The sequence below is a fragment of the Amycolatopsis sp. NPDC101161 genome, from assembly GCF_044768185.1.
Taxonomy (GTDB): Bacteria; Actinomycetota; Actinomycetes; order Mycobacteriales; family Pseudonocardiaceae; genus Amycolatopsis.
Genome location: NZ_JBIWPI010000003.1, coordinates 651,875 through 663,990, shown reverse-complemented (window position 1 = coordinate 663,990; position 12,116 = coordinate 651,875). Strand labels below are relative to the sequence as shown.

Below are 12,116 nucleotides of genomic sequence, written 5' to 3'. Positions count from 1 at the left end.
GCGGGACCGGGTCCGCCGATGCCGCCTGCTCAGGGCGGCATCGGCGCCGAACCCGGCACGGCCGCGGGCACCTCGACGACCGTCACCCGCACCCCGGCGGCACGGATCGCCGCCACGCTGCCCGCGTCGGCCGACGAGTCCGTGATCAGCTCGTCCACCTCGGTGATGTCCCCGATCCGCGCCAGCGTCCGCTTGCCGAGCTTGCTGCCGTCCGCGATGACGACCACCCGTTGCGCGCGGGCGAGCATCGCGCGGTTCGTCCGCGCCTCGTTCTCGTCGTGGGTGGTGATGCCGCCCGCCGCGTCGATGCCGTCGACCCCGATGAAGGCCGTGCCGATGTTGATCGACGCCAGCACCTGCTCCGCCCACGGGCCGACGAGCTCGTAGGACCGCGGGCGGGAGACCCCGCCGACGACGACGAGCTTCACCCGGGGCCGCAGCACGATCTCCATGGCCGTGTTCAGCGCGTTCGTCACCACCGTGAGATCCGCGCGGTCGGGCAGCTCCTTCGCCAGGCCGCCCGTGGTCGTGCCGCCGGTCAGCGCGATCACGTGCGGACCCGCGGGCAGCCTGCGCACCGCCTGCCGGGCGATCGCCCGCTTCGCGTCCTTCGACTGGCCTTCGCGGTACCGGACCGGCAGCTCGTAGGCCACCCCTTGGGCCAGCGCGCCGCCGTGGGTCCGGGTCAGCAGCCGCTGCTCCTCCAACGCGGTCAGGTCCCGGCGCAACGTGGCTTCGGAGACGCCGAACCGGCGCGCGAGCTCGCCGACGCGCAGGCGGCCCGTTTCGCCCAGTTCGCGCACCATCTCCGCCATCCGCTGGGACCGGGGCGCGCGGCCCCGGACCCGCACATCAGCAAGGCTCATATCTGCACACTATACGACCGTTTCGAACACTTTCGCGCATCGATCCGACAACTCACCAGCGGTAACGCGGCAAACGAACATCCGCGATGCTCGTTTGCGCGGCATCTCTTGCCCACCGGACACCGCACGACGTACCACTGGGCGGAGCCGGCCGAACCGGCCACGACCCGAAAGGTGATGTGGGTGTCAGAGCACGAAAAGCAGCCGGGCGAAAGCCGCACCGCCGGCGAGATCCGGCAGCAGCCCGGCACGTGGCCCGAGGTGGCGCGGACCGTCGCCGCCGCGCGGGCCGACATCGACCGCCTGCTCGGCGACGCGCTCGTCGATCCGCGGACCCGGATCGTCCTGACCGGCGCGGGGACCTCGGCCTACATCGGGGAAGTCGTGGCGCCCGACCTCGCCCGGCACCTCGGCCGGCCGATCGAGCCGATCGCGACGACGGACATCGTCGCCGACCCGGGCTCCGTCGCCGACGACCGGCCGGTGCTGCTGGTGTCGTTCGCCCGCAGCGGCGACAGCCCCGAGTCGGCCGCCGCGGCCGAGCTGCTGCAGCGGCTCGCTCCCGCGCTGCACCACATCGTCATCACCTGCAACCCCGCCGGCGCTCTCGCCCGACGCTGGGCGGACGCCAAGAACGCAGTCGTGGTGGCGCTTCCCGACCGGCTGAACGACCGCGGCTTCGCCATGACGTCGTCGTTCACCGGGATGACCTTGGCCGCCCTGCTCGCCCTGGGCCTCGAGGTCGACGTCGATGCCGCCGCCCGAGCCGCGGAAGACGTCCTGGGCACCGCGGCGAGCCGGGCGGAAGCGGTCGCCGCCGCCGATCCGGCCCGGCTGGTCTACCTCGGCTCCGGCGCATTCAAGGGGCTCGCCCGCGAGGCCGCGCTGAAGTGCCTCGAACTCACCGCCGGCGCGGTCGTCGCGGTCGCCGACACCCCGCTGGGCTTCCGGCACGGACCCAAGTCGATCCTCGACGACCGGACCGTCGCGATCGTCTTCCCGTCCGGCGATCCGTACACCCGCCGCTACGACGACGACATCGCGCGCGAGCTGGTGGAGGCCCTCGGACCTGAGCGAGTGCTGGTGATCGGCTCCGACGAGTGGCCGATCCCGGGAACCGCGCACCTGCCCGACTCCGTGCGGGCCATCGTGGCGGCCATCCCGGCGCAGTCGATCGCCCTGGCGTGTTCGCTCGCCCACGGCCTGACCCCCGACAACCCTTTCCCCGGCGGCGAAGTCAACCGCGTGGTCCGCGGTGTCGTCATCCACGAGTTCCCGACCCCGGCGGAGGGCTGAGCCATGTTCCTCGGTGTGGACGGCGGCGGCACGAAAACCGCCTTCTGCCTGGTCGACGCGGGAGGTCGCGTCGTCGCGGAAGCCCGCACGGCCGGCCTCTACTACCTGCAGCAGGGCATCGACATCGTCGAGCCGTTGCTGCGCCAGGGAATCGGCGAAGTCTGCGCCACCGCGGGCATCGAGGTCGCCGACCTCACCTACGCCTTCTTCGGCATCCCTTGCTACGGCGAGATTTCCGCCGACGTCCCGGTGCTCGACGCGCTCCCCCGCCGGATCCTGGGCGACGTCGGTTACGCGTGCGGCAACGACATGATCTGCGGCTGGGCGGCTTCCCTCGGTGGCGCGGACGGGATCAACGTCGTGGCGGGCACCGGGTCCATCGCCTACGGGGAACGCCTCGGACGGCGCTGGCGGGCCGGCGGCTGGAGCGAGCTGTTCGGCGACGAAGGCTCCGGCTACTGGGTGGCGGTCCAGGGTCTCGGCGCGTTCTCCCGGATGAGCGACGGGCGCCAGCCGGCGAGCGCGCTGGCCGAGGAGATGCGCCGGACGCTCGGCGTGACCACCGACCTCGACGCCATCGACATCGTCATGAACCGGTGGCACGGGGACCGCGGCAAGATCGCGGACCTCAGCAAGGTCGTCACCCGCGCCGCGGAGACGGGCGACCCCACGGCGGCCGTCATCCTCGGCCGCGCCGGGCGGGAGCTCGCCCTCCACGTCGAAGCCGGTGCCGCGGCGCTGGGGTTCGAGCCGGAGCAGACCGTGCCGGTCTCCTACTCCGGCGGCATGTTCGGCTCGGCGCACCTGCTGGGCTCCTTCCGCGAAGCGCTCCAGCACGGCAGCCACGGCTACGAGCTGCGAGAGCCCCTGCTGCCGCCGCACGTCGGCGCGGCGGTCTACGCCGCCCGGCTGGCGGGCCGCCCCATCCCGCTCGACCGGATCTCCGCCGTCCCCACCTTGGAGGGGTTGTCATGACCGCACCGAAGCGCCGCGCCGCCTGGATTCCCTACGCCGGCCTGCTGGTCCTGTTCTGGGGCGTCTGGGGCGCGTTCTCCAGCCTGCCCACCTCCCGTTACGGCTACCCCGACCCGATGGTCTACGTCATCTGGTCGGTCACCATGCTCATCCCCGCGTACTTCTCCCTGCGGGGGCAGAAGATCGACCGCCGCCCGATCGCCGCGGTCTACGGCCTGCTGATCGGCCTGACCGGCGCCGGCGGGCAGCTGGTGCTGTTCAAGGCGCTGACCATCGGGCCGGCCTACATCATCTTCCCGATCGTGGCGCTGTCCCCGGCGATCACCGTCCTGATGGCGTTCGCGGCCCTGCGGGAACGGCTCACCGCGCTCAGCTGGATCGGCGTCGGCCTCGCCTTGGTCGCGATCGTCCTGTTCTCGGTGTCTTCGGGCGACTCGCAGGAGACCAGCGGAACGTACCTGTGGCTGGCGATCCTGGTCTGCGTCGCCTGGGGCGTGCAGGCGTACTTCATGCGCAAGGCGGCCGTCGTCGGGGTCAACGACGCGACGACGTTCGGCTGGATGACCGTCAGCGGGCTCCTGCTGATCCCGGTCGCCATCATCATGATGGGCGGCCTCCCCCTGTCGTTCCCGTGGCAGGCGCCCGCGTTGACCGCGATCACGCAGCTGCTCAACGCCGTGGGCGCGCTGTTCCTCGTGATGGCCATGAGCCGGGGCAAAGCCACGATCGTCGCGCCGATCACCAACGCGCTGGCGCCCGTGCTGACCATCGTGCTCTCGCTGATCGTCTTCCGGACCCTGCCGACCGGGTTCCAGGTCGCCGGCATCGTGCTCGCGCTCGTGGGCTCGTCGCTCATGGTCTACAGCACGGAAAAGAGCGGCGAAGAACCGTCGGTGGCCCCCGCGCCGGCCGATCGCCGGGAAGCCGCGTCGTGACGACGATCCTCACCGTCACCCTCAACCCCGCGATCGACGTCACCTACCGGGTGGCCGGGCTCGCGGTCGGCGAGACCGTCCGCGTGGCGAGCGTGCGCAGCCGCGCCGGCGGCAAGGGAGTGAACGTCGCCGCGGTGGCCCGGCACCTGGGCAGCGACAGCCTCGTCCTGGCGTTGTCCGGCCGCGCGGAGCCGGACGAGTTCCGGGCCGGTCTCGACCGGCTCGGTCTCCCCCACCGTCTGGTCCCGGGGCTGGCCGCGGTTCGCCGGACCGTGGCGGTGGTCGAGGACAACGGCGTCACGACGAGCTTGCAGGAGCGCGGCCCGGCCGTGGCGGCCGGCACCCGGGACGACGTCATGGCGGCCTTTCGCGCCGAGCTGGCGGCCGGCGTGGGAGCGGTGGTCATCTCCGGAAGCGTGCCGCCCGGGCTCGGCGACGACGTGCCCGCCCGGATGGCGGTGCTGTGCGCGGAATCCGGCGTCCCGGTGATCGCCGACGTCTCCGGTGCCGCCCTGCGCGCCGCGGCGACGACAGGGAGTGTGCTCGTACCGAACCGGGACGAGCTGGCCGAGCTGTTCGGCAAGCGCCTCGACGTCGTCGCGGCCGGGCGGCAGCTGGTCCGGAACGGCGCCGCCGCCGTCGTCGCCACGCTCGGCGAAGAGGGTGTGGTCGCGGTGACCGCCGAGCGCGAGTTCGCGGTCCGGCCGGTCGAGCGGGTCGTCGGCAACCCCACCGGCGCCGGCGACGCGGCCGCCGCCGCGCTGGCCCGCCACCTGGCGACCGCCGGCGGAGTGTCCGAAATGGACTGGCCCGCCGCGCTGGCCGACGTCGTCGCGACGTCGGCCGCCGCTGTCCTGCGCCCCGTCGCGGGCGAAATCGATCTCGAGGCCCGAGCCGGCTGGCTCGGCGCCCTCGCCGTGAAGGAGACCGCGTGAACACCGACGCCCGAAGCATTTTCACCGGCCTGCGCGGGGCGGTCGGGGCGTTCAACGCGATCCTCCTGGAGCACGCGGAGGCCATCGTGGCGGGCGCCGAGCAGGCCGGCCTCCCCGTCATCCTGCAGATCTCCCAGAACGCCGTCCGCTACCACGGTTCGCTCGACCCGTTCGGCAGCGCGTGCCTGAGCATGGCCCGCGCCGCCGCGGTGCCGGTCCTGGTGCACCTCGACCACATCGACGACGAAACGCTGGTCGACCAGGGTCTGGCGCTGGGCATCCGGTCGATCATGTTCGACGCCGCGAGTTCGGCCTACGCGGAGAACGTGACGCGCACCCGGACGGTCACCGAACGGTGCCACGCCGCGGGGTGCTGGGTGGAGGCCGAGCTCGGCGAGATCGGCGGCAAGGACGGCGCGCACGCCCCGGGCGTCCGGACCGACCCGGCCGAAGCGGCCGCGTTCGTCGCCGCGACCGGCGTCGACTCCCTCGCGGTGGCCGTCGGCTCGTCGCACGCGATGGCCGGCCGCGACGCGGTCCTGGACGACGAGCTGATCAGCCGGCTCGCCGCAGCGGTGCCGGTACCGCTGGTCCTGCACGGCTCATCCGGAGTCCCCGACGACGGCGTCCGGCGCGCGGTCGGGCGCGGTATCCGCAAGGTCAACGTCGGAACCCGCCTCGACCAGGTCCTGACGGGCGCGGTCCGCGCGACGCTGGCCGAAAGGGAGAGCCTCACCGACCCACGCAGGTACCTATCGCCGGGCCGCGACCGAATGCGCGACGAGGTCGCACGGCTGCTGCAGCTCCTGGCCGGCGCCTGACCGCGGACGGGCCGGCACTTGCCCTCCGGTCAGGTGAATCCTCGTCGCCGACGGGTGACACGGCCCGGCTGTTCGCCCTCGAGGTCCGATGATCTTGCTGCCGATCCGACACCGAGATCCCGGAGGCGACCGTCATCTTCTACGCCCTGGCCGCCGTGTTCCTGATCGTGGCGCTGGTGAGCATCCGGCAGGACCGCAGACGGTTCCGCAACGCGGTTCTGCTCGGCCTGGCCGTCGCCTGCCTGATCGTCGCGCTGCTCGGCGACATCGACCGGCTCCCTCCGGAAACCGCCGCGGTCGTCGTGTTCTTCGTCCTGCTGACACCGCTGTTCGCGGTGCTCGTCCTGGCGGTCTTCCTGCTCGCCAACGGCGTCACCATGATCCGGCGCGAAAGCCGGTCACTGGGGAACCTCCTGTCCTTCCTCGCCGGTCTGGGACTGCTCACCCTCGTGGTCCTGCTGATCACCGCCCAGTACACCCAGCACCCGGCCGTCGGCGCGGTGGCCGTTTCCGTGCTGGCCGCGGTGTCCTACGTGAGCTTCCTGTTCTGCTGCTACCTCGGCTACGCCTTCCTCTACAGCCGGCTGCGCGTCCGTCCCGGTGTGGACTTCGTGGTCGTGCTCGGCTCGCGCATCATCGACGGCCGGATCCCGCCGCTGCTGGCCAGCCGGCTCGACAAGGCGATCGCCCTCTACCGGGACGAACGCGACCGAGGCGGTGACCCCCTCGTCATCACCTCCGGCGGTCAGGGACCGGACGAAAACCAGCCGGAATCCCACGCCATGGCCGAATACCTCTTCGCACACGGCGTCCCCGAAGACAAGGTGCTCCGCGAAGACCGCTCGACGACCACCGCGCAGAACCTCACCTTCAGCCGCGAACTCATGCAGCGGCACCGCCCCGGCTACCGGTGCGTCGTCGTCACCAACAACTTCCACGCCTTCCGCGCCGCGATCCTCGCCCGCACGGCGAAGGTGAACGGACAGGTCGTCGGCGCGCCCACCGCCCTCTACTACTGGCCCAGCGCCACCATCCGGGAGTTCGCCGCCGTCATCATGGAGCACCGGGTGGTCAACCTGAGCGTGACCGGGCTGCTCGCCGTCACCGGCTTCCTGGCCGCCCTGCCTTGAGCCCGATCGGGCAGGTTCTGCCGCCTTCCCGGTCGACTTGAATCTGCTCACGGTGCTCGACGCTCTTCTCCCACCACGACTCGGTTTCCCGGCTATGGAAAGAGAAATGGCGTCAGCAGTGCGCGCGTGGCTTGTCCCCGTTCACCGACGGGTCCGCCACCGACTTCGACCCCGTCTTCGCCGAGCTGATCACGACCTCCGGCGATGACCCGCCGTCCTGACTGGTCACCACGCAGCCAGGACGCCTGGGAACGGGGCAAGCCGCCTACGAGAAGGGAGGACGCCTGCTCGGCCCGCCCGACATCCCGGTCGACCCGGACCCCGACACCGCCCGCGAACGCGCACCGCCTCAGCCACGTCGACGCCGGCCTCGTCGGATCCCCCACCTGCCGGCTGCTGGCCATCAACGGCATGAAGGACTCCGGCCGAGCACACCCTCCTCGCCGCCGCACCCGGCCGCGGCAAGGACCTTGTCCTGCGCGGCAATCTCGGCCTCATGGGCAACCCGGGCGCCGAACGAGCACGCGGGCTGACCCGCCGCCGGGAATCAGCTCGTGGTGATGATCAGCTTGCCGCCCTTGGGGGTGCCGTGGCGTTCGAGCTCGGTGAGCGCCGGGATCGCGTCGGCGAGGGGCACCGTCCGGGCGACCGGGATCCGCAGCTCTCCCCGCGCGGCCATGCGGACCACCTCTTCGAGGTCCCTCGGACTGGGCCGGCCCATCATCACCCGGTACGGTCCCGGTAGGACACTCCTGGCGAACTTCGCCGGCGTGGGGACGATGTCGATGATGCGCCCGCCGGGCTTCAGCAGCGTCCGCGCCGCTGTCGCCGAGAGCGTGCCTGGTGTGTCGAAGACGAGGTCGAACCGTCCTCGCAGCCGCGCCGGGTCGAAGCCGGGCTCGACGATCGGGTCGATGCCGAGCTCGCGCGCCTCCGCCACGCCGGTACCCCGGCAGCTCCCGCCCACCGAGGCACCGGACAGCAGCGCGATCTGGGCGGCGGCCCGGCCCACGCCGCCGAGGCAGCCGTTGACGAAGACGGCCTGCCCCGCCTGGAGGTTTCCCTTGCCGAGGATGGCCTGGAACGCGGTGATGCCGACCACCGGGATCGCCGCGGCCTGCTCGTAGGACAGCTCCGCGGGCTTGTGCACCACCGCCTTTTCCTCGGCGATGACCATCTCGCCGAACGCCCCCGCCCCCTTGAGGCTCGTTCCGCCGACGACCGCGTCGCCGACCCGCAACCTGGTGACGCCCGCACCGACCGCCTCCACCACGCCCGCGAAGTCGTTGCCGAACCCTCGCGGGAAGGCGCGGCCGGTCAGCAGGCGCATCTCGCCGTTGCGCATCTTCCAGTCCATCGCGTTGGCGGCCGCGGCCTTCACCCGCACGAGCACCTCGCCCGGGCCTGGGCGGGCCGGCTCGAAATCCTCCAGCCGCAGGACGTCCGGGCCGCCGTAGCGGTGGTATTGGAGGCGCTTCACAGCGAGGCCTTGGTGATGGCGACGTCGCGGTCCACGCCGGTCGCGGCCCACTCCCGCACGACGGCGAGGTAGCCGAGGGGCCCGGGGCCGTACTGGCCACCCATCACGGTCGGTTTCGGGTCGTCGAGCTTGCCCTCGTTGTTGTAGTAGCTCGGGGTGCACTCCGCGTCGTACCGCGTGCGGTCGACGTGCACCCGGGCCAGCTCGTCGGCCCAGCGCTGCTCGGCGTCGGCGGTCACCTCGGCGACGGTGACCCCGGCCCGCAGGAAACGCGCGGTCAGCGCCGCGACGTGCTCGGCCTGGCGGGACGTGACGTGCGGGAAGTTGACCGAGATGGCGGCCTGCTCGATGCCGCCGAGGAGGAAGAAGTTCGGGAAGCAGCTGGTCATCATGCCGTGCAGGCTGCGCATCCCGCGCTGCCAGTGTTGGGCCAGGGACACCCCGCCCCGCCCGATGAGCTGGTACCCGCCGGCTTCGTGGGTGTAGGCGCCGGAGTCGAACCCGGTGGAATAGATGATCAGGTCGACCTCGTACTCGACCCCGTCGACCACGATCCCGCGTTCGGTGATGTGGTCCACCCCGCGGCCGTCGGTGTCGACCAGGGTGACGTTGTCGTTGTTGAACGCCGGGTAGTAGTCGTCGCTGAACAGCGGGCGCTTGCAGAAGTAGTCGTACCAGGGCTGCAGCGACTTCGCCTTGGCCGGATCACGGACGGTCTCGGTCACCCGCGCCCGGATCTCCTCCATCTTCGCGAAGTCGACGGCCTGCATCGCGGCGAAGTCCGGCGCCGCGCCCGGTCCACTGTGGACCGCCGCCGCGACCCGCCGGGCCATCCGGGTGGCCTCGTCGTCGACGAGGTCCGGCACGGGCAGGCCCGCCATCAGCTCGACGAAGTTGTCCATGCGCTTGCGCTGCCAGCCGGGCTCCAGCGCGCGGTACCACTCCGGATCGGTCGGCCGGTTGCCCCGGGTGTTGACGATCGCCGGGGTGCGCTGGAAGACGTACACCCGCTGTGCGCTGTCGGCGAGGTGCGGCAGGATCTGGATGGTGCTCGCGCCGGTGCCGATCACCGCGACCCGCTGGTCCGCGAGCTTGTCCAGCCGGCCGTCCCAGCCGCCGCCGGTGACCCGGTAGTCCCACCGGCTGGAGTGGAACGCCTTTCCCCGGAAGTTCTCGATCCCCTTGATGCCCGGGAGCTTCGGCCGGCTCAGCGGGCCGGTCCCGACCATCACGAACCGCGCGTGCAGCACATCCCCCCGATCGGTGGAGACCACCCACCGGGACGACCGCTCGTTCCAGACGACCTGGGTGACCGTCGTGCCGAGCAGCGCCCGCGAGTAGAGGTCGTAGTGCCGTCCGATCGCCCGGGCGTGCTCGAGCATCTCCGGGCCACCGGCGTACTTCTCGCTCGGCACCGTCCCGATCTCTTCGAGCAGCGGCATGTAGATGTAGGACTCCATGTCGCAGCGCACGCCCGGATACCGGTTCCAGTACCAGACGCCACCGAAGTCACCGGCCTGGTCCACGATCAGGAAATCGCGCACCCCGGCCTCGTCGAGGCGCGCCGCCATCGTCAGCCCGGCCCAGCCCCCGCCGAGGACGAGGGCGTCCACCTCGACGGACCGGGCCTCACGCGGCTGACCTCCGGGACTCGACTCCAGGTACGGATCGGCCGCGAACTTCGCGTAGTCCCCGCTGACGTCCAGGTACTGCTCGTTGCCGTCGGGCCGCAGCCGCTTGTCCCGCTCCTGGCGGTACTTCCGGCGGAGCCGCACGGGATCGAACTCGCCCGGAGCCCTCCGGTCACTGCTGTCGTTCATGGCGGTCCCTCTCCTCGCGTTGTCGCGGCGTGACATCACACTAGCACGCGATGTCTCGGCGCGACATCATGCTAAGTTCGATGTCGCGGCGTGACATCCGACACCGCGATCCGGCCACCGTCGAGAAGGCAGGTCACCCCATGAGCAAGGCACAACGCGCGCAGGTCGACGCGATCCTGCGCCAGCCGCGGCCCGCGCCGCGGAACCTGGAAGAAATGCGCACCGGCTACGCCGCGACACAAGCCCGGATGCCCGTCCCCGACGGAATCCGCACCTCGGAGACGACGCTCGGCGCCCGTCGCGCCCTGCTCGTCAAGCCACCCAAAGGCACCCTTCCGGGAACGATCCTCTACTTCCACGGCGGCGCCTGGAGCGCCGGCTCGCCGGAGACAGCGCTTGCGCTCACCGGCGCCCTCGTCAGCCGCACGAGGATGCGAGCACTGTCCGCGGACTACCGCCTGGCTCCGGAGCACCCGTACCCGGCGGCGGTCGACGACGGCCTGAACGCCTACCAAGCCCTGCTGGAGAACGGCGAAGACCCCGCACGCATCGCGCTGGCCGGAGACTCGGCCGGCGGCGCACTGGCCGTCACGACCGCGCTGCGGGCCCGGGAATCCGGCCTGCCCGCGCCCGCCGCGGTCGTCGCCTTCTCCGGCGCCTTCGACGTGACCCTCAGCGGCGAGAGCATGGACACCAAGGCGGGCATCGATCCGATCTTCACGCGGGAGATGCTCGGACCGGTCGTCGGCATGTACTGCGCCGGCCAGGACCCGCGGCACCCGCACCTGAGCCCCGCCCTGTCCGCGGACCTCACCGGATTCCCGGCGACACTGCTGCAAGCGGGCTCCCACGAGGTCCTGCTCGACGACTCGGCCCGCCTGGCGGCCCGCGCGATCGACGCCGGCGTCGACGTCGTCCTCGACGTCACCGCCGGGGTCCCCCACGTCTTCCAGAGCTTCGCCGGCATCCTCGACGAAGCCGGCTACGCCCTCGACCGCGCGGCGCTGTTCCTGTCCCAGCACCTCCACTGAGGCTCCGGCGGCGGCCGTGCGTTGTCACGACGAGTCATCAGGGCAGGTACACTGCCGCCATGCCCCGGTGGGAAGAAGGCAGCGAGACGCGGATGAAACAGGCCGCCATGGAGCTGTTCGACGAGCAGGGCTTCGAAGCCACCACCGCGGTCCAGATCGCGGAACGCGCCCGCGTCACCACCCGGACCTTCTTCCGGTACTTCCCGGACAAGGAAGAAATCCTGTTCGCCGACGCGGACCACCTCAACGAGGCGCTCGTCGGGGAACTCCTGCGGACCCCCGACGTCACGCAGCCGATTCAGGCGGTGATCCGGACGTTGACCGGGTACGACTGGGAAGCCCTCGGATCGCGGGAAACGCTCTACCGGCGGAGCCGGATGATCGCGGCGAACCCCCGGCTGCTGGAACGCGACCTGATCAAGCAGCACCAGATGGCCGACGGGTTCCGCCGGGCCCTTTGCGAGCGCGGAATCGACCCCGACATCGCGGAGCTCGCCGCCAGCACGGGAAGCCAGATCTTCCGCACGGCCTACCGGAAGTGGCTGGAAGGCCAGGACGACACCGACCTGACGACCATCACCGAAACCGTGCTGGCCCTGCTCACCACCATCGTGCCCACGGCGCGGTCTCCGCGGCGCCGGACTCCGGCCACCCGGCACCCCTGACCACCCTCCCGTCGGCTCGCTTTCGGTTCGAGAGTTGACGTCGCGGGGGGGCATAAAATCCCAATTTTGACCGCCCGACACGAAATGCATAAGGGGGGGTCGGGGGGCGCCGCGCCCCCGCGCTGGGCCCCCCGGGGGGGTATGCCCCCCCCGAGGCTGGCG

11 protein-coding genes are annotated in these 12,116 nt (G+C 71.6%); 8 read left to right on the top strand and 3 right to left on the bottom strand.

What is annotated here, in order from left to right; all coding sequences use genetic code 11:
• Positions 1–29 precede the first annotated feature (29 nt).
• Entirely contained in the window at positions 30–866 is an 837-nt protein-coding gene (locus ACIRSS_RS24885; protein WP_400898800.1) for a DeoR/GlpR family DNA-binding transcription regulator, read from the bottom strand.
• 183 nt (positions 867–1,049) lie between these two features.
• Between ACIRSS_RS24885 and ACIRSS_RS24880 the strand changes: the two genes are divergently transcribed.
• The 6 genes from ACIRSS_RS24880 to ACIRSS_RS24855 all read left to right on the top strand — a co-directional run bounded on the left by ACIRSS_RS24880 (position 1,050) and on the right by ACIRSS_RS24855 (position 6,958).
• On the top strand, positions 1,050–2,162 hold the full coding sequence (locus ACIRSS_RS24880) for an SIS domain-containing protein (RefSeq protein ID WP_400898798.1): 1,113 nt from the start codon (positions 1,050–1,052) through the stop codon (positions 2,160–2,162).
• Between the two features lie 3 nt (positions 2,163–2,165).
• Entirely contained in the window at positions 2,166–3,137 is a 972-nt protein-coding gene (locus ACIRSS_RS24875; protein ID WP_400898796.1) for an N-acetylglucosamine kinase, read from the top strand.
• Positions 3,134–4,072 (top strand): DMT family transporter, encoded by a 939-nt coding sequence (locus tag ACIRSS_RS24870; protein WP_400898794.1) that lies wholly within the window; start codon positions 3,134–3,136, stop codon positions 4,070–4,072. The genes ACIRSS_RS24875 and ACIRSS_RS24870 overlap by 4 nt, the downstream gene beginning before the upstream one ends.
• A complete protein-coding gene (locus tag ACIRSS_RS24865) occupies positions 4,069–5,007 on the top strand; it encodes a 1-phosphofructokinase family hexose kinase (protein WP_400898792.1) in 939 nt (312 codons plus the stop codon). Before ACIRSS_RS24870 ends, ACIRSS_RS24865 begins: the two co-directional genes overlap by 4 nt.
• Complete coding sequence (locus ACIRSS_RS24860; protein ID WP_400898790.1) at positions 5,004–5,828, top strand: class II fructose-bisphosphate aldolase; 825 nt, start codon at positions 5,004–5,006, stop codon at positions 5,826–5,828. Before ACIRSS_RS24865 ends, ACIRSS_RS24860 begins: the two co-directional genes overlap by 4 nt.
• A 155-nt stretch (positions 5,829–5,983) precedes the next feature.
• Complete coding sequence (locus ACIRSS_RS24855; RefSeq protein WP_400898788.1) at positions 5,984–6,958, top strand: YdcF family protein; 975 nt, start codon at positions 5,984–5,986, stop codon at positions 6,956–6,958.
• A 547-nt stretch (positions 6,959–7,505) separates the two neighbouring features.
• Here ACIRSS_RS24855 and ACIRSS_RS24850 read toward each other — a convergent pair.
• Together ACIRSS_RS24850 and ACIRSS_RS24845 are read right to left on the bottom strand one after the other, a co-directional pair.
• Entirely contained in the window at positions 7,506–8,438 is a 933-nt protein-coding gene (locus tag ACIRSS_RS24850) for an NADP-dependent oxidoreductase (RefSeq protein WP_400898786.1), read from the bottom strand.
• Positions 8,435–10,258 (bottom strand): flavin-containing monooxygenase, encoded by a 1,824-nt coding sequence (locus tag ACIRSS_RS24845; protein WP_400898784.1) that lies wholly within the window; start codon positions 10,256–10,258, stop codon positions 8,435–8,437. The genes ACIRSS_RS24850 and ACIRSS_RS24845 overlap by 4 nt, the downstream gene beginning before the upstream one ends.
• Positions 10,259–10,398: 140 nt before the next feature.
• Here ACIRSS_RS24845 and ACIRSS_RS24840 point away from each other — a divergent pair, with 140 nt between their 5' ends.
• Together ACIRSS_RS24840 and ACIRSS_RS24835 are read left to right on the top strand one after the other, a co-directional pair.
• A complete protein-coding gene (locus tag ACIRSS_RS24840; protein ID WP_400898782.1) occupies positions 10,399–11,289 on the top strand; it encodes an alpha/beta hydrolase in 891 nt (296 codons plus the stop codon).
• Positions 11,290–11,348: 59 nt separating this feature from the next.
• On the top strand, positions 11,349–11,954 hold the full coding sequence (locus tag ACIRSS_RS24835) for a TetR family transcriptional regulator (RefSeq protein ID WP_400898780.1): 606 nt from the start codon (positions 11,349–11,351) through the stop codon (positions 11,952–11,954).
• Positions 11,955–12,116: the final 162 nt, after the last annotated feature.